The 17,297-nt window shown below is 63.7% G+C and carries 19 protein-coding genes; 9 read left to right on the forward strand and 10 right to left on the reverse strand.

The window, feature by feature from the left end; translation table 11 throughout:
• Position 1: 1 nt before the first annotated feature.
• On the reverse strand, positions 2-721 hold the full coding sequence (locus tag PQR67_RS12870; RefSeq protein WP_408459157.1) for a glycosyltransferase family 2 protein: 720 nt from the start codon (positions 719-721) through the stop codon (positions 2-4).
• Positions 722-853: 132 nt separating this feature from the next.
• Here PQR67_RS12870 and PQR67_RS12875 point away from each other — a divergent pair, with 132 nt between their 5' ends.
• Entirely contained in the window at positions 854-1,144 is a 291-nt protein-coding gene (locus PQR67_RS12875) for a hypothetical protein (protein WP_408459159.1), read from the forward strand.
• Positions 1,145-1,153: 9 nt separating this feature from the next.
• Here PQR67_RS12875 and PQR67_RS12880 read toward each other — a convergent pair whose 3' ends face one another.
• The 7 genes from PQR67_RS12880 to phnG all read right to left on the reverse strand — a co-directional run bounded on the left by PQR67_RS12880 (position 1,154) and on the right by phnG (position 7,168).
• Complete coding sequence (locus tag PQR67_RS12880; protein WP_408459162.1) at positions 1,154-2,287, reverse strand: alpha-D-ribose 1-methylphosphonate 5-triphosphate diphosphatase; 1,134 nt, start codon at positions 2,285-2,287, stop codon at positions 1,154-1,156.
• Between the two features lie 92 nt (positions 2,288-2,379).
• Positions 2,380-3,144, reverse strand: coding sequence for a phosphonate C-P lyase system protein PhnL (gene phnL / locus PQR67_RS12885; protein ID WP_408459164.1), 765 nt, complete (start codon positions 3,142-3,144; stop codon positions 2,380-2,382).
• Between the two features lie 8 nt (positions 3,145-3,152).
• A complete protein-coding gene (gene phnK, locus PQR67_RS12890; RefSeq protein WP_120344770.1) occupies positions 3,153-3,923 on the reverse strand; it encodes a phosphonate C-P lyase system protein PhnK in 771 nt (256 codons plus the stop codon).
• On the reverse strand, positions 3,920-4,843 hold the full coding sequence (locus PQR67_RS12895; RefSeq protein WP_408459168.1) for an alpha-D-ribose 1-methylphosphonate 5-phosphate C-P-lyase PhnJ: 924 nt from the start codon (positions 4,841-4,843) through the stop codon (positions 3,920-3,922). Before PQR67_RS12895 ends, phnK begins: the two co-directional genes overlap by 4 nt.
• Positions 4,840-6,012 carry a carbon-phosphorus lyase complex subunit gene (locus PQR67_RS12900; protein WP_408459171.1) on the reverse strand — a complete coding sequence of 391 codons (1,173 nt, stop codon included), beginning with the start codon at positions 6,010-6,012 and terminating at the stop codon, positions 4,840-4,842. The genes PQR67_RS12895 and PQR67_RS12900 overlap by 4 nt, the downstream gene beginning before the upstream one ends.
• Positions 6,012-6,683: a phosphonate C-P lyase system protein PhnH gene (gene phnH, locus PQR67_RS12905; RefSeq protein ID WP_408459174.1), complete on the reverse strand. Its 672-nt coding sequence runs from the start codon at positions 6,681-6,683 to the stop codon at positions 6,012-6,014. Before phnH ends, PQR67_RS12900 begins: the two co-directional genes overlap by 1 nt.
• On the reverse strand, positions 6,683-7,168 hold the full coding sequence (gene phnG, locus PQR67_RS12910) for a phosphonate C-P lyase system protein PhnG (protein ID WP_408459177.1): 486 nt from the start codon (positions 7,166-7,168) through the stop codon (positions 6,683-6,685). The genes phnH and phnG overlap by 1 nt, the downstream gene beginning before the upstream one ends.
• A gap of 181 nt (positions 7,169-7,349) precedes the next feature.
• Between phnG and phnF the strand changes: the two genes are divergently transcribed.
• From phnF to phnN, 3 genes are read left to right on the forward strand one after another with little or no spacing between them, the layout of a single operon-like run.
• On the forward strand, positions 7,350-8,108 hold the full coding sequence (gene phnF, locus PQR67_RS12915) for a phosphonate metabolism transcriptional regulator PhnF (protein WP_408459180.1): 759 nt from the start codon (positions 7,350-7,352) through the stop codon (positions 8,106-8,108).
• Entirely contained in the window at positions 8,105-8,827 is a 723-nt protein-coding gene (locus PQR67_RS12920; protein WP_408459182.1) for a DUF1045 domain-containing protein, read from the forward strand. Before phnF ends, PQR67_RS12920 begins: the two co-directional genes overlap by 4 nt.
• Before the next feature lie 2 nt (positions 8,828-8,829).
• Positions 8,830-9,438 (forward strand): phosphonate metabolism protein/1,5-bisphosphokinase (PRPP-forming) PhnN, encoded by a 609-nt coding sequence (gene phnN / locus PQR67_RS12925; RefSeq protein ID WP_408459185.1) that lies wholly within the window; start codon positions 8,830-8,832, stop codon positions 9,436-9,438.
• A gap of 6 nt (positions 9,439-9,444) precedes the next feature.
• Here the strand turns inward: phnN and PQR67_RS12930 are convergent, their stop codons facing one another.
• Positions 9,445-10,353: a LysR family transcriptional regulator gene (locus PQR67_RS12930; protein ID WP_408459188.1), complete on the reverse strand. Its 909-nt coding sequence runs from the start codon at positions 10,351-10,353 to the stop codon at positions 9,445-9,447.
• A 130-nt stretch (positions 10,354-10,483) separates the two neighbouring features.
• Between PQR67_RS12930 and PQR67_RS12935 the strand changes: the two genes are divergently transcribed.
• Complete coding sequence (locus PQR67_RS12935; RefSeq protein WP_408459191.1) at positions 10,484-11,674, forward strand: M20 aminoacylase family protein; 1,191 nt, start codon at positions 10,484-10,486, stop codon at positions 11,672-11,674.
• A 95-nt stretch (positions 11,675-11,769) separates the two neighbouring features.
• Complete coding sequence (locus tag PQR67_RS12940; RefSeq protein ID WP_408459194.1) at positions 11,770-13,071, forward strand: MFS transporter; 1,302 nt, start codon at positions 11,770-11,772, stop codon at positions 13,069-13,071.
• Positions 13,072-13,166: 95 nt separating this feature from the next.
• On the opposite strand, the gene PQR67_RS12945 is transcribed toward PQR67_RS12940, so the two are convergent.
• Complete coding sequence (locus tag PQR67_RS12945) at positions 13,167-13,991, reverse strand: IclR family transcriptional regulator (RefSeq protein WP_408459196.1); 825 nt, start codon at positions 13,989-13,991, stop codon at positions 13,167-13,169.
• A 309-nt stretch (positions 13,992-14,300) separates the two neighbouring features.
• Between PQR67_RS12945 and PQR67_RS12950 the strand changes: the two genes are divergently transcribed.
• From PQR67_RS12950 to PQR67_RS12960, 3 genes are all read left to right on the forward strand, one after another.
• Positions 14,301-15,062, forward strand: coding sequence for an enoyl-CoA hydratase/isomerase family protein (locus PQR67_RS12950; protein ID WP_408459199.1), 762 nt, complete (start codon positions 14,301-14,303; stop codon positions 15,060-15,062).
• 86 nt (positions 15,063-15,148) lie between these two features.
• A complete protein-coding gene (locus PQR67_RS12955; protein ID WP_408459202.1) occupies positions 15,149-16,210 on the forward strand; it encodes an ABC transporter substrate-binding protein in 1,062 nt (353 codons plus the stop codon).
• Positions 16,211-16,221: 11 nt separating this feature from the next.
• Positions 16,222-17,292 carry an ABC transporter ATP-binding protein gene (locus tag PQR67_RS12960; RefSeq protein WP_408459204.1) on the forward strand — a complete coding sequence of 357 codons (1,071 nt, stop codon included), beginning with the start codon at positions 16,222-16,224 and terminating at the stop codon, positions 17,290-17,292.
• Positions 17,293-17,297 lie beyond the last annotated feature (5 nt).

Raw genomic sequence — 17,297 nt, forward strand, 5'->3', positions numbered from 1 at the left:
ACTAGTCCGGCACCTTTTTCATACGTGCCGCAAAACTTGCCCGTGGATGATCGTCGACGCGCAGGCAGAGTAATTGAAAGGTCTGTGAAATCAGCGCAAGCGGATAAACCGCTTTGAAGAGGTCCGCGATCATGCGCCATTCCGCCCGCAGGCCTTTCCAATAGCCGAGCTTCTCGGTTTTACGAGCCTGCGTGACGCGCGGCCAGTGCGTGACCGCGATAGGCAGTCGGCGTTCGATGATGCGGCGGTTCATGAACACTTCGACCCCGAAACGCGGCATGCCGTGAACTTCCTGCAGGACTTCGCTTAGCAGCGTTTTTCTGACGACCCGTTCGCCGGAGACAAAATCGAGGCCGATGGCGCGAAACGCCAGCAGGCTGTTCTGGCGCAGGCTCAAGCTGACTTGCGCCTTGCCTTGTAGGACGGGAAGGGCAAGTGCGCTGATGCACTCGGCGGTCAACCCTTTCAGATCGGCGTCGAGCAGCATGAGCCACTCGCCTGTCGCCGCGGCGATTCCGCTTGCCATGGCGGCACTTTTACCGCGGTTTTCCACGCCTCGAATGAGCCGCACGGACGGGAAGCGTTCGACTATTTCAGCGGTGCCATCGGTCGAACCGTCGTCCACCACGATGATCTCCCCGAGCAGAGGGTGGGCGGTGGCCACGGCAAGCACGGTGCCGATGCGGGGTGCTTCGTTGTAGGCGCAGATGACGCAAGACATGCGCGGAGAATGACGGTTTGAAGCGCGAGCTGTCATAGATAGAGGCGTAGTGAGCGGGCGATGTTGCGGTGCAGCACAATACTGGTTTTTCAGCTATAGTCGGGCTACGGCTTATGCCCAGAGAGGTACAGAATGTACGACGCCGAAATCGCCGCCACCCTCCTGAATCGTTGGGCCACACGTTCATCAACAACTGACTTCGACACCTACCTCGAGCTGTTGCGCGAAGGCAACCTCAGTTTCACCTACCAATCCGGTCACGTGCGCGAAGCCGGCGTTGCAGAGGGGGGCGCATTCAATATCGAATCCCTCGTTTTCGACGACGGCTCGCGCACGCTGCGCGTCGAAGCACCTGACCGGACGCCCCGCTGGACCCGCTGGGCCGCGGTGGAACCGCTGCTGCCCGCATCCAGCGAGGCCTGAGCACCCGCGTCAGACGATCCGCGTGCCGCAACGATAGGTCGCGCGCGGCACCGGCAGCGTGTCGAGCATCGTGACGCGCACGAAGTCCGCGCGCAAACCCGCTTCGATCGCCCCGCGGTCATGCAGACCCGCCGTGCGGGCCGGTTCGGCGGAGACCGTCGCCATGGCGCGCGGCAGGGTCCAGCCGGCCTTGCTGACAAGTTCGAACACTGCCGTCATCAGGCTGGACGGCACGTAGTCCGAGGACAGGATATCGAGCAGGTCGGCCTTCGCCAGTTCGAGCGCCGACACATTGCCCGAATGCGAGCCGCCTCGCACGATATTCGGCGCCCCCATGATGGTCGAAATACCATGCTCGCGTGCCGTCTCGGCGGCGATGCGGGTGGTCGGAAATTCCGCCAGCACGATGCCTTCGGCCTTGGCCTGTTCGACGTGCTCGATCAGCGTGTCGTCATGGCTGGCCACCGGAATACCGAGCCGGTTGCAGCGCGCGACAATCTCGCGACGGTGCGTGTCGGCGTAACGTTCCTGTTCGACGGACAGTTCGGCCAACGCGGTCGCCACGTGCTCGTCAGTCAGTTTGCCGTTGCGCTCCTGAAAGCGGCGCCATTGTTCGCGGTCATGCCACTGACGTTGGCCGGGCGTGTGATCCATCACCGAGGCGAGCCGCAGCAACGGGTGCTCGCACAACGAATCGAACACCTCGACCACGTCGGCGGTGGCGATTTCGCAGCGCAGATGCAGAAAGTGTTCGGCGCGCAACAGCTTGCGCCCGGAGAACCGGGTGAGGGATTCGGCGCATTGTGTTTGCAGATCGCGGCCGCGCAACCCGACGTTCGAGCGCGATCCGATCGCGAGGGCATCGAACACCGTGGTGATGCCGGCCGCTGCCACTTGTGCGTCGTGGATCACGAAGGCGGCATCGGTATTCCATTGCACGCCCGGACGCGGCGCCAGATGCTTCTCGAGATTGTCCGTGTGCAGTTCGATCAGGCCTGGCAACAGATAGTCGCCGTCCCAATCTTCCGCTTCGCGCGCCGAGGTCGTGCCGCGCTCGACGTCGCGAATCACGCCGTCTTCGATGCGTATCACACCGGTAAATTCTTCGTCTCGCGTCACGATGCGAGCGTTCCTGATCAACATCGACTTGCTCCGTAGTCTGTCTTGAGTGTTGCCGCAGTGCTTCGGCTCTGTGCTTCGACCCAGTGGTTCAGTTTAGTGGCGTTTCGTGTCAATTAGTGCCGCAGCGGCGGCTGGAGTTCGAGGCGCCGCGTGGCAACCTTGTTGCGGGTATCTTCGTCATGAAAGATACCGACAATCGCCGCGCCGCGCTCGCGTGCTTCGACGATCAGATCGGCGACCACGTCGCGGTTTTCCGCGTCGAGCGAGGCCGTGGGTTCGTCGAGCAGCAGCACCGGATGCCCGGCGATCAAGCCGCGGGCGATGTTCACGCGCTGCTGTTCGCCGCCGGAGAAGGTGGCGGGCGCGAGCGACCACAGCCGCCTGGGCACGTTCAACCTAGCCAGCAGGGCCGCGGCGCGCGCCTCGGCTCCGTCTTCCGCCACGCCGCGCGACAGCAGCGGTTCGGCGACCAGCGTGAGCGTCGGCACGCGCGGAATGACGCGCAGAAACTGGCTGACGTAGCCGACCACGCCACGGCGCAGATGCAGCACATCGTGCGGCTCGGCGCCGGTAATCGATACCGGCTGTCCGTCGTCCGCCGCGTCGCGAATCGCAATGTCGCCCGTGCTCGCCAGATAGTTGCCGTACAGGCAGCGCAGCAGCGTGCTCTTGCCCGCGCCTGAAGGCCCGACCAGCACGACACACTCGCCGCGCTCGACATTGAGCGACACCCCCGCGAGCGCTTCGATCTGCACGCCGCCCTGACCGTGCAACGTGAAAGTTTTGCCGATGCCGACCGCGCGCAGCATCAGCGCGTTGTTCTCGCTGAATGCGCGTTCAGCGGCCTGTGATTCCTTGTTTGTTTCAATGGATCGCATTGTGAGCCTCAAACCGGCAGAACCGAGGAAACCAGCGTTTGCGTGTAAGGGTGCTGCGGATCGTCGAGCACCTGGTCCGTCAGACCGGCCTCCACCACTTCACCGCCTTGCATCACCATCAGGCGATGCGCGAGCAGACGCGCCACACCGATATCGTGCGTCACGATCAGCACCGACAGATGCAGCGTGGAGGTCAGCGTGCGCAGCAAATCGAGCAGGCGCGCCTGCACCGATACGTCGAGACCGGCGGTCGGCTCGTCCATGAAGACGAGACGCGGACCGGTGACGAGATTGCGCGCGATCTGCAAACGCTGCTGCATGCCGCCGGAAAACGCCGCCGGAAGTTCGTCGATGCGGGTGGCGTCGAGTTCGACGCGCTCCATCCACCGCGTTGCCGTGTGACGGATGTCGCCATAGTGGCGCGCACCAACCGCCATCAACGGTTCACCGATATTCGCGCCTGCGGAGACGCCGTTGCGCAGGCCGTCACGCGGATTCTGCTGCACGAAGCCCCACTCGGTGCGCATCAACAAGCGCCGGCGCGGCTCGGACAAGGCGCGCAGATCGAGCTTTTCGCCATGCGTGGCGGTGTAGTGGAGCGAACCGTTATCGGCTTCAGTTTTCAGCGCGAGCGTATTGAGCAGCGTGGTCTTGCCCGAACCGGATTCGCCGACGATGCACAGCACTTCGCCCGGATACAGATCGAAGCTGACGTTCCTGCAGCCGTTGCGGCCGCCAAATTGTTTGGTGAGCGAGCGGGCGCTCAACAGCGGCGTCATGCGGTTTCTCCTTTGCGCGCTTCGTATGAGGGCAGTTCGAGGTCCTGATCGCCGCGGCGTTCGTGGCAGTAGTCGCTATCCGAGCAAACGAACATGCGCTTGCCGGCGTCGTCGACGATCATTTCGTCAAGGAAGCTTTCGGTCGATCCGCACAGCGCGCACGCGTGCTGCCACTTCTGCACTTCGAACGGATGATCGTCGAAGTCGAGACTGCGCACGGGGGTGTACGGCGGGATGGCGTAAATGCGCCGCTCGCGGCCCGCGCCGAACAATTGCAGCGCGGGGTTCATATGCATCTTCGGGTTGTCGAACTTCGGAATCGGTGATGGCGAGCTCAGATAGCGGTGGTTGACCATCACCGGGTAGTCGTACGTGGTGGCGATGCTGCCGTGATGGACGATGTCCTCGTACAGCTTCACGCTGATCAACCCGTAATCGGCCAGGGCGTGCAGCTTCTTGCATTCGGCCACGCGCGGCTCCAGGCGAAACAGCGGTTCGGGCATCGGCACCTGATAGACCAGAATCTGTTTGTCGGTGAGCGGTGCTTCGGGAATCCGGTGGCGTGTCTGGACGATCGTCGCTTCGGTCGTGCGGCGCGTGGTCGCCACGCCCGTGGTGCGCGCGAAAAAGCGGCGGATATTGACCGCATTGGTGGTTTCGTCGGAGCCCTGATCGATGACCTTCAGCGTATCGTTCTTGCCGATGATCGCCGCGGTCACCTGAATGCCGCCCGTGCCCCAGCCGTACGGCAAGGGCATTTCCCGCGAGCCGAACGGCACCTGGTAGCCCGGCACGGCAACCGCTTTGAGCAAGGCGCGGCGCAGCATGCGCTTGGTCTGCTCGTCGAGGTAGGCGAAGTTGTAGCCGTCCGCGGCGCTGTCGTACGAAGCGGTGGTGAGGGAGGTGTCTGGCGCGTTCATGCGGCTTGCTCCTGCTGGTCCTGGCCGTGGTCCGTGTCCTTGCCCTGATGTTTGCCTTGATCGTTATCCTGACTTTTGTCCTCTACACCGTGTTGCGCGCGCAGGCGTCGAACGAGTTCGAGTTCGGACTGGAAGTCGACATAGTGAGGCAACTTCAGATGCTGAACGAAGCCGGACGCTTCGACGTTATCGCTGTGCGAGAGCATGAATTCGATGTCCTGCGTCGGCGAGGCGAGCGTTTCGCCGAGTTCTTCAGCGCGCAACGCACGATCCACGAGTGCCATGGCCATCGCTTTGCGCTCCGAGTGTCCGAACGTGAGGCCGTAGCCTTGCGTGAAGGCGGGGGGCACGTCGCCGCTGCCGGCGAACTGATTGATCATCTGGCATTCGGTGACATCGATATCGCCGATCTCGACGGTCTCGCCCAACTCGTCGAGTTCCATTTCGACGGCGATCGTGCCGAAGCGGATCTCGCCGGCAAACGGATGCGAATGCGCGTAGCCGCGTTGCGTGGCATAGCCCATGGCGAGCAGAAAGCCTTCGTCGCCGCGGGCGAGATTCTGCAGGCGCGTGGAGCGGTTTGCGGGAAAGGCGAGCGGTTCGCGCGAGAGGTCGCCGGGTTCCGGCGCGTCCGGCGTGGGGCGTTCCTGTTCGATCAGTCCTTCCTTGTCGAGCAGCGTGACCACGCGCGGCATGGCCTCCGCTGCCGCGCTCTGGGCGGCCTGATGAGCAGGGGGAGCCGTATCGGTTCCGGCATCGCTTTCGGCGAGCAACGCGAAATCCAGCAGACGTTGCGTGTAATCGTAAGTCGCGCCGAGCACCTGACCGCCGGGCACGTCTTTGAACGTGGCCGAAATGCGGCGCGCCACGTGCATGGCTTCGGTATCGATCGCTTCCGTGTAACCGAACCGCGGCAACGTGGTGCGATACGCACGCAACAGAAAGATCGCCTCGACCAGATCGCCCGCGGCCTGCTTGATCGCGAGCGCGGCAAGTTCTTCGTCGTAGACCGAGCCTTCGGTCATCACGCGCGCGACGGCGAGGCGCAATTGTTCGCGAATTTGTGCGACGCTGAGTTCGGCCAGCCGCGTATCGCCGCGACGCGCCTTGTCGAGCAGACGCCACGACGCTTCGATCGCGCGTTCTCCACCCTTGACGGCAACGTACATTAGTTCACCTTTGCTTGAGTTGTGCGCGGCAGGCCGATCAGCGTGCTGCCGCAGACGAGATAGCAATCGATGCCGCATGGAAAGAGCGGCGCGAGGGCGGCGCGTTCGTGCCAGAAATGCTCGGGCAAGCCGGCCGGCGCGATCGTCGTGGTGTGCTGGATGCCGGGGCCGCTGAGCACGATCGGCGTGCCACCCGTCAGTGCTTCGACGCGGATCAGCAAGGTCACCGATTGCTCAGGCGACTCCGCTGCGCCGAGCGGAAAACTTTCCAGCGCCGGCATGACGCCCGCGTCGTGAACATAGGCAAAGGCGGCAAGGCCCGGTTCATCGACGAGCGGGGCGCCGGTGTGAAACCGCAGTGCCGACGCCAGCGCCGTATCGGCTTGCGCGAGCCATACCGGCGTAGCGTAGTCGCACAGCGTCAGCAGTGCGGCGAATGCGGCGAGCGCGGCGGGCGTCTCCCGCACTTCCGGCAAACCCTGTTCGACGACGCCGACCGTGCCGGGGCGCGACAGCGCATCGAGCAGCGTGCGGAATACCGCCTGGGTGTCGTGAACCGGATCGGCGAAACCGGGCGTTAGGGTGGCCAATGAGGTCGCCAGTGAGGTTGCCAATGCGGTGGCCGATGGAGCAGCCGACGAAGTCGGCAATGGATTCTGTGAGTTTTCCATCAGTCACCCCTGACCATGGTGAAGAATTCGACGCGGGTCGCCGCAACATCCTGGCGGCGCTCTGCGCGTTCGGCGGCCTGCTGTGCGGCAAACGGCTCGATCAATTGCTGATGCAAGGCCGCGTGATGCTCGGGCATTTGCAACAGCGCGTCTGCTAACGCAGCCAGTTCTGCGCGGCGGCGGTCGCGGCCCAGATGGCAAGCCACGCCGACTGCCGCAGCGGCCTCGCCCGTGACGCGCAAACGCAACGTGGCGCGCGTGACGGTGGCTTCGCCCAGATTGAACGGGTCGCCGCTGCCGCCGACGCGGCCGCGCACCATCGCGAGGCCGATTTCGGGTGAGCGCAGCCAGTCGTAAGCGGGGGGCGGGACGCCTTGCAGCGCGCGACCCAGTGCAGCTTCGAGATCGGCGCGCGGCGTGCGGGCCAGCACGGCCATCCATGCGCGGCGCATGGCGGAGGAAGGCGAGGCGAAAGTGGCACTCATCGAATTTCCTGTTGATCCAGCGAGTGGACATTTGAGCATCTATTCGTCTAAACGTCTAGACGTTTAGAGATATGCTTGCGAAGCGTTGTCGCGCATACGCACCGATTCACATTTCCATCACGGCTTGCGCACTACAATGCATGACATAGCGAATATTTGAACCCAAGGGAATGACAGCACCATGACATCGAACGACAACGCGACGCCGGGCACGCTGCTCGAACGCGGCGCGGGCGTTGCCGTCTGGCGGCAGATCGAGCAGATTCTGGCGGCGGAAATCGCAGCGAGCGGCTTTGGTGAAGAGGGCCGTTTGCCGAGCGAGGGCGAGCTGGCCAAACGCTTCGACGTGAACCGGCATACCGTGCGCCGCGCCATGCTCGGTCTGGCCGCATTAGGTCTCGTCAGCGTCGAGCAGGGGCGTGGCACCTTCGTGCAGCCCGGCGCGATCGACTATACGATTGGCCGCCGCACGCGGTTTACAGAAAACTTGCGGCAACAGAATCACACGGCTGCTGGCACCATGTTGTCGGCCGCGCGCGTGAAGGCTGAGCCGAACGTCGCGAAGGCTCTGGGCCTGCGGGCGGGCGCGTCGGTCTACCGGGTCGAGTCGCTGCACGAATCCGATGGCGTGCCGCTCACATTTGCGCGCAACTGGTATCCGGCGGCGCGTTTTCCGGATTTGCCCGAGGTACTGGAGCGCACCGGCGGCGTGACCAAGTCGATGGCGGAATTCGGCGTAACCGACTATTTGCGCAAGTGGAGCCGTATCGGCAGCGTGTTGCCTGAGCCGGAAGTGGCGCGGCGTTTGAATATCAACCGGCAGCAGCCGGTGCTGTGGGTCGAGAACGTCGACGTCGATCTGGAAGGCACGCCGGTCAAATATGGTTTCACGCATTTTGCGGCAGACCGTGTGCAACTGCTGGTGGAGCACGACGTATGAGCGGCGCGGTGTGGGGCGCCGAGGCTCGTTTCGCCGTGTACTACACGCCGTCGCGCGAGTCGGCATGGTGGCCGGCGGGTTCGGCGTGGCTGGGGCGTGATGCGGAAAGCGGCGCGCGATGCGTGCCGCCGCAACCGGATGCGCTGGCGCGTCCGCTGGCCGATCTCACCGAAGCGCCGCGTCGCTATGGTTGGCACGGTACGCTGGTTGCGCCGTTTCATCTTGCTCAAGGTGTGACCCAGCAGGACCTGCTCGCAGCGGCGCGCGGATGGGCCGGCACGCAAAGCCCATTCGCTTTGCCTGTCGAAGCCGCGACGCTTGGCGACTTCGTCGCACTGCGTCCTGCTGATCAGGATGGCGAAGCGAAGCTTCGCCGCGTTGCGTCCAGTGCGCTGCAAACGCTCGATGCATTGCGCGCCAGGCCGTCCGCTGCCGCGCTCGCCCGCCGTCTCGCGGCGCCGCTGAGCGAGCGGCAGCGTGCCTTGCTGATCGAATGGGGTTATCCGTACGTCTTCGACGAATTCCGCTTTCACATGACGCTGTCCAGTTCGCTCGCCGATGGCGCCGAGCGCGCGACCCTGGTGGCATGGTGGCAGGCACGAACGCCCGCGCTCGGGCCGCTCGCTATCGATCACGCGGCGCTTTTTGTCGAACCTGCGCCCGGCGAGCCGTTTGTCTTGTGGCAACGCGTACCGTTCCAGACCCGCGAGGTGAAATAACAATGGCAGGTCGTTTGATCTATGTAATGGGGCCGTCCGGTGCAGGCAAGGATTCGTTGCTGAGTTTTGCGCGCAGCCGCCTGATGGGTGAGCCGATTCTGTTTGCGCATCGCTACATCACGCGGCCGAGCGGCAACGGTGAAGCGCATGTTGCATTGAGCGTCGAAGAATTCGCGGCGCGTTCGGTGCTCGGTCTGTTCGCGCTCGAATGGTCGAGCCACTCGCTGCGCTATGGCATTGGTGTCGAGCTCGATGCATGGCTTGCGCGCGGTTGCACGGTCGTCGTCAACGGATCGCGCCAACATTTGCAGCATACGTTGGCGCGTTATCCGCACGCGGAAGTCGTGCATGTGAACGCGGCGCCGCATATCCTCGAAGCCCGGCTCGGGGCGCGGGCGCGGGAATCGGCGGAACAGGTCGCGGCGAGACTCGCGCGCCGGGCGCCGTTTTCGCTGCCGGAGGGGATTCGCTGCACGACGATCGATAACTCCGGCGCGCTGGAAGACGCGGGGCACGCGCTGATTGCTTTTTTGCAGGCGGAAACGGAGGTTGGTGACGTTAGCAACGTTCAGGACGTTGCCGGTGTTGCCAACGTTCTCAACGCTCGATAAGCGCGACTACCCGGGCGCGGCCATCCGCTCCCGGGTCGCTTCCTGCAGGCAGGACACAAACTGCTGAACCGCCGGCGTGGGCAGTAGAGCACGCCGCGAAATGATGCTGAGATCGTAATTCGGCAGCGCTTCTTCTATCTGCGCAACGCGGATACCAAGCGGCGCGACCATCTGCGCAAGCGGCCGCGTAAAGCAGCCGATCACGTCGGTTTGCGACACCAGGCCGAGCGTCACCGCGAACGACGACGGCGCCCGCACCAGCCGCTTCGGCACCGGCAAGCCGTGCGCGTTGAACATCGCCATCATCACGCTATGCGGAAAGTGATCCGCGCCCACCGTCACGATCCACTCCGCGTCGAGCAATTCATGGAGACGCCTGACGTTCGCGAGCGGATGTCCGGCGCGCATCGCGATGACGAACTGCGTCGAGTAGAGCGGCGCCTGCACCAGATCGCTGTCGAGTGCCTGCACATGATGGATCGCCGCGATATCGAGCGCGCCGTTGCGCAATCGTGCGACGGCATCCGGGATCGTGACTTCTTCCAGATGCAGATTCACCAGCGGCATGACCTGGCGAAACTTCGAGACGGCGTGCGGCAGGGCCGTCAACGCGATCGACGGCATCGTGCCCACGCTCACCTTGCCAGCCAGTTCTCCCTTCACCTGCTCGACCGCTTCGGCAGTGCGGCGCATATCGCCCAGCAACTGTTCGGCACGCGGCAACAGCGCCAGCCCGCACGCGGTCAACTCGATGCCGCGCACGCTGCGCACCATCAATTCGGCATTCAGCGCGCTCTCCAGCTCGCGGATCGTGTGCGTGACGGCCGGTTGCGTCACGCCGAGCTCGCGCGCGGCGGCGCGCAAACTGCGGTGATGGGCGGCGGCGACGAACGCTTGCAACTGTTGCAGCTTCATGAGGGTAATCCCGTATATAAAGCTTGTTAATCAGGGTGAAAAAAACAGCATCTTATTCGAACAAAACGGCGTGGCTATAGTGCTTGCCTGTTTGCCGCGTCATGCGGCGTGAATTCCCATGGAGCGATAGATGAGCGAAGCCGCGCGTTTTACTGAAGTGTCCGACCTGGTGCCTGCCGCCGAAAGCCTGCGCGAGATCCGTCATCACATCCATCACCACCCGGAACTGGCCTACGAAGAAGTGCAAACCGCCGCGCTGGTGGCTGAGAAGCTCGAACAATGGGGCTGGCAGGTCACGCGCGGGGTCGGCCAGACGGGTGTGGTGGGGACGCTGAAGGTGGGTGACGGCACGCGCAGTATCGGCATTCGCGCCGACATGGACGCACTGCCGATCATCGAACAAACCGGCTTGCCGTATGCGAGCGGCACCCACGGCAAGATGCATGCATGCGGCCACGACGGCCACACGACGATGCTGCTCGGCGCCGCGCAGCACCTTGGCGCTACGCGCAATTTCTCGGGCACCGTGCATCTGTACTTCCAGCCGGCCGAAGAAAGCGGCATCGACAGCGGCGCGATGAAGATGATCAACGACGGCCTGTTCGAGCGTTTCCCATGCGACGCCGTGTTCGGTCTGCACAATCATCCGGGCGAGGAACCTGGGGTGATGCTGTTCCGCAAGGGGCCGTTCATGTCGGCGGGCGACAAGGCGATCATCACCATCGAAGGCGTCGGCGGTCATGCGGCGCGGCCGCACCTCACGGTCGACCCGGTGGTGGTCGCGGCGAGCATCGTGATGGCGTTGCAGACCATCGTCGCGCGTAATGTCGATCCGTCGCAGCCGGCGGTGGTGACGGTCGGCTCGATGCATGCGGGCACCGCGAACAACGTGATTTCCAGCAGCGCGAAGCTGGAGCTGAGTGTGCGTTCGTTCAGCCCCGAAGTGCGCGCGCTGCTGAAAAAGCGCATTACCGAACTCGCCGAAAGCCAGGCCGCGAGCTATGGCGGCAAGGCGGTGGTGGAGTACATCGAAGGCTATCCGGTGGTGGTCAATTCGGATGCCGAAACGGATTTCGCGGTGAAGGTGGCGCGCGAACTGGTCGGCGACGACAACGTGGTCGAGCAGACCGACATCCTGATGGGCAGTGAAGATTTCGCCTTCATGCTGCAGAAGCGCCCCGGCACGTTCCTGCGGATCGGCAATGGCGCGGGCGAAGACGGCTGCATGGTGCACAACCCCCATTACGACTTCAACGACCGCAATCTGCCGGTCGGCGCGGCGTTCTGGACGCGGCTGGTGGAGCGGTATCTGGGGCAATGAGGCGCCTCAGGTGCCTCAGGTGCCAATGACGAGCCGATGAGCGGGCAATGAGTTCGCACCGCCGGACATAACCATAACAACGAGGAAGACCCGCGATGAATGCCACAACGGATGCGAGCCGCGCCGTCGACGCCACCCGAACCACCAGCCGCGGCGCGATCGCCGCAGCGGTGATCGGCAACTGGCTCGAGTTTTTCGACTTCACCGTGTACGGTTTTTTTGCCGTGATCATCGGCAAGCTGTTTTTCCCGTCGGCGGATCCGACAACTTCGCTGCTCCTGTCAGTGGCGACGTTCGCGGCAGGGTTCATCACGCGGCCGCTCGGCAGCGTGATGCTCGGCGTCTATGCCGACCGCAAAGGCCGCAAGGCGGCGCTCAACCTGACCATCATGCTGATGGCGGCGAGCACCGGCGTGATCGCCATTGCGCCGACGTATGCGCAGATCGGCCTCGCCGCGCCCCTGCTGATCGTGCTGGCGCGTCTCGTGCAAGGCTTTTCCCAGGGCGGTGAGTTCGGCGCGGCAACCTCGACCTTGCTGGAGCAGGGCGGCGGAGCCCGGCGTGGTTTTCGGGCGAGCTGGCAACTGGCGACGCAAGGCGGCGCGGCGCTGATGGGCTCCGGCCTCGCGGCGGCGCTGTCGGGCGCGCTGCCCAGGGAGTCGCTGGAAAGCTGGGGCTGGCGCATTCCGTTTCTGATCGGCGTGTTGATCGCGCCGGTCGGCATCTATTTGCGCCGCCGTCTCGCGGACGATCCAGCCGGCACGCACAGCCACGCCATCGAGCGCGGCGTGCTGCACGAACTCTTCACGGATCATTTGCGTCCGCTCCTGCTGATTACGCTCACGGTCATGGGCGGCACGGTCTCGACCTATATTCTGACCTTCTACATGCCGACCTATGCGATCCACACGCTCGGCCTGCCGATGTCGCTGTCAATGCTGGTCGGCGTCGCGTCGGGACTCGTCATGCTGATCACGTGCCCGTTGTTCGGCATACTGTCCGATCGTATCGGCAGCCGTAAGCGGCCGATTCTGTTCGGGCGCGGCGTGCTGGTGTTGCTGCTGTTTCCGGCCTTCATGCTGATCAACCGCTTCCCGCAGTTGCCCGTCATCATGTCGGCGACCGCGCTGATGCTGCTGTTCTACTCGATGGGATCGGCGTCGGAATTCGCCTTGATGTGCGAGTCGTTTCCGCGGCGCGTGCGCGCTACCGGTATTTCGATCGCGTATGCGCTGAGCGTGTGCGTATTCGGCGGCACCGCGCAACTGGTTGCGACATGGCTGATCAAACTGACCGGCAGCAAGCTGGCGCCGGCCGCGTACGTGGCTGGATGTGTGATCGTGTCGCTGATCGCGGTGTCGATGCTGAAAGAGACAGCGGATAAGCCGATCGATTGATCGCGCGGCCCCTCGCCGGGGCCTCGCCTGTCACTGGCCTTGCTGGTCTTTTGGCATCTCGCCGGCCTATCACTGGCCTCTCATTGGCCTATCATTCAGCCGCGCCGCGCGACCATCTCCGAGACGGTTTGCGCGGCCTGCTGCAACGGCTCCAGAAACGCCTTCACCATCTGCCTGGCCGAATTGCGCTGAGCGTTGCCGCTGATATTCATCGCCGCGATCACACGCCCCTGGCGGTTGCGAATCGGCGCGGACAACGAAATCAGACCGCCTTCCAGTTCCTGATCGACGATTGCCCAACCCTGGCGTCGCACCTGCGCGATCAGCTTTTTCAATTCTTCCTTGTCGGTCACCGTGCGCGGCGTGTGCGCGTAGAGCGGCGCCGAACTCAGGGTCGCATCGAGCGCGTCGTCGTCGAGCGCGGATAGCAGCACACGGCCCATCGACGTGCAATACGCCGGCAAGCGGCTGCCGATCGACAGGTTGATGGTCATGATCTTGTGAGTCGGCACGCGCAGCACGTAGACGATTTCGGTGCGATCGAGCACGGCCGCCGAGCAACTCTCGTGAACCTGCGCCGAGAGGTTTTCCATCACCGGTTCGGCGAGATTCCAGAACGGCATCGAGGTCAGATACGCGAAACCGAGGTCGAGAATCTTCGGCGTGAGGCGGAACAGACGGCCCTCGGCCTCCACGTAGCCGAGCGTCTGCAGGGTCAGCAGAATGCGGCGTGCCCCAGCGCGTGTCAGGCCGGTGGCGGCGGCGACGTCGGTGAGGGTCTGCTCGGGGCGGCTGGCATCGAACGCGCGGATCACCGAGAGGCCTCGCGCGAACGACTGCACATACGAGTCGCCCGGTTTGTCCGAGGCCGGTTCGGCGTTGTCAGGAACGGCGGAAGACGGCGGCAGGGCTTTGCTCATGGACCTTGAAAGATGCGTTCGAAGAAGGGCGCACGGCGCTCGCATGGCTCAGCCGGCGCGATGCTGTGCAAAGGCGTGACGATAACTTAAGCCTTCTGATTCGCCAAACAAAAAACGGGCCTGGCTCGCCGACAGTATAGGTCGCGGCCACCCGGCAGTTTCTTTCTTCCTCCCCCTCATCTGTTTCGCCTCCGTGCGCCGATCCGCGGCACGTCCCCCTCGCGTAAACCCCAGAAAGTTTCACCTTGCATGTGTATTTTGGCAAAAGTATATTGCAATACACCATCAACTATCTCTATGAGATAACAAATGAACGAAGACATCCTTGTTTCACACCATGGGCGCGTCGCCGTCATCACGTTGAACCGCCCGGCGCGCCTGAATGCATGGACGACCACGATGCGCGAGATGATCATCGACGCCCTGGCGCGCTTCGACGCGGATGACGGTGTTGCCGCGATCGTCATGACGGGAGCGGGCGACCGTGCGTTCTCCGCAGGGCAGGATCTGTCGGAGGCGCATGACTTCGACGGCGAACGGGCGGTCGCATGGGTCAAGGAGTGGGAGCGCTATTACACGGTCCTGCGCGGTTTGAGCAAACCGCTCGTCATGGCCTTGAACGGTACGGCGGCCGGCTCCGCGTTTCAGGTTGCCTTGCTGGGTGACATCCGCGTCGGCCATCCGGGCGTGCGCATGGGGCAGCCGGAAATCAACGCGGGGATTGCCAGTACGACCGGCCCGTGGATCATGAGCGAGATGCTCGGCATGTCCCGCACCATCGAATTGACGCTGACCGGCCGCCTGATGGACGCCGAGGAATGTCACCGCATCGGGCTGATTCATCACATCGTTCCGGCGGATCAGGTGTTCGCCAAGGCCCTCGAAATCGCCACAGAACTGGCGGCAAAACCACCGGTCGCGATGCGTCTCGACAAGCAGCGTTTCCGTGAAATGACGGAGCCGAGCTTTCGCGACGCGATCGAGGCGGGCGCGCGTATCCAGCGCGAAGCCTACGACTCCGGTGAGCCGGCGCGAATGATGGAAGCGTTCTTCCGCGAACGCGCGAAGTAGAGCAAACCAAAGCAAACCAAACCAAACCAAACCAAACCAAAGCAAGCCGCGACCGTTTCTTTTCATTCTGTGCGGGAGACCTGAGCATGACGCAAGACTTCAACCTGACCCGGCGCCGCTTTCTGCAAGGCGTCGGTAGTGCTGCACTCGCGGGCGCCATGCCGGTGCTGGCCGGCGCGCAGTCGAAACAGATCGTCGTTTCCGATCCCGGTGGCCCGTACACCACCGCATATCGCCAGGCGTTTTACGATCCGTTCGAAAAAGCCACCGGCATCAAGGTGGTAAGCGTTGCGCGGGAATCGCAACCGGTCGCGCAGCTTGCGGCGATGGTGCAGACAAAAAATTATGTGTGGGACGTCACCACGCTCACGCTCTCGGCGGACATTCCGTACCTGGAATCCAAAGGGTTTCTCGAACCGATCGGTCTGAAAGCCAGCGACTTCCCCGATGTGATGCCCGAAGCGGTGACGCCGAACTGGCTCGGCGTCGACGTCTATGCCACCGTGCTCGCGTACCGGCAGGACAAGTTCGGGCCAAACGGTCCGAAATCCTGGGCGGACTTCTGGGACGTCAAACGCTTTCCGGGCCGGCGCTGTCTGCGCCGCAGTCCGCTGGACACGCTCGAGCAGGCGCTGCTGGCCGACGGGGTGTCGCTCGACAAGCTTTATCCGCTCGATGTCGATCGCGCATTCCGCAGTCTCGACCGGATCAAGCCGCACGTGAACATCTGGTGGACGTCCGGCGCTCAGGCCATGCAGGCGATCCAGAGTGGCGATGTCGACATGATCTCGGCGTGGAACGGCCGGGCCCAGGCCGCGCGCGACGGCGGCGCACCGGTCACGATCGTATGGAACCAGGGGCTCTATTCGATTGAGGGGTGGGGCATTCCGAAAGGCACGCCGCGCGCCGACTTCGCCCGGCAGTTCGTGCGCTTCTGTGGCGATGCGCAGCGCCAGGCCTTGCTCACCGGCACGCTTGCCTACGGTCCGACCAACCGTAAGTCGTTCGACGCGATCCCGGCCGCGCGCGCGGCGATTCTGCCGACCGCACCGGACAATCTCCGGGACATGCGCCTGCCGAGTCCGCAATGGTGGGCCGATAACCGTCAGAAAGTGACCGAGCGCTTCAACACCTGGATCATTTCCTGAGGAGTGGCGCGATGAGTGCGAAACTTGAAACGATCGGGATTGCGAAAAGTTACGGTGACACCGTTGCGTTGCAAGCGACCGATCTGACGGTGCAGGCCGGCGAATTTCTCACCTTGCTGGGTCCCTCCGGATCGGGCAAGACCACGCTGTTGCAGATGATCTCCGGTCTCGTCGCGCCGACGGCCGGGCGCATCGAAATCGACGGTCGTGACGTGACGCATGTGGAACCCGGCAAACGCGGCATCGGCATGGTGTTCCAGAGCTATGCGCTGTTTCCGCATATGAGCGTGTGGGATAACGTGGCGTACGGTTTGCGCATGCGCCGCAAGTCGCGTGAGGACGTCAGGCGGGCCGTCGACGACGCGCTGACGATGGTACGCATGGGCGATTACGCGAAGCGCTACCCGAAAGAGCTGTCGGGCGGCCAGCAGCAGCGTATCGCGCTGGCGCGCTGCTTCGCCTACCGGCCCTCCGTGATTTTGCTCGATGAGCCGCTCGGTGCGCTCGACAAGAAATTGCGTGAGCACATGCAGTCCGAGATTCGCCGTTTGCACAAGGAACTCGGCGCGACCTTCGTCTACGTGACACACGATCAGGACGAAGCGTTGACGCTCTCCGATCGCATCTGCCTGATGAATCAGGCTCGCATCGAGCAGGTGGGCACGCCCGTCGATCTGTACGACCGGCCGGCCACGCGCTTCGCGGCCGGTTTCATCGGACATTCGAATCTGCTCGAAGGCGCGCTCGATCACGAACGAGGCCCGGGTGGCGAACCGATTCTGCTGACGGCGGGCGGCCGCGTGCCGTTGCCGCAAGGCGGGGCGGCTGTAGCGGGCTCGCCTGGTGCAAAACACTGTCTGCTGCTGCGCCCTGAAGCACCGCGTCTGGTCGAGCCGAAGCGCGGTTTCCTCGACGGCACGATCTCGGACATCGTGTTCTTCGGCAGCGATACCCGCGTACAACTGACCCTGTCCGACGGCAGCCACCTGAGCGTGCGATGCGAGCGCGGTCTGTCGCCGTGCGTCGGCGATACGGTCGGTCTGGTGTGGGACCCGCATCGCACCACGCTGCTGCACGCGTGACGACC

Source organism: Paraburkholderia fungorum (assembly GCF_046026025.1).
Lineage (GTDB): Bacteria > Pseudomonadota > Gammaproteobacteria > Burkholderiales > Burkholderiaceae > Paraburkholderia > Paraburkholderia fungorum_E.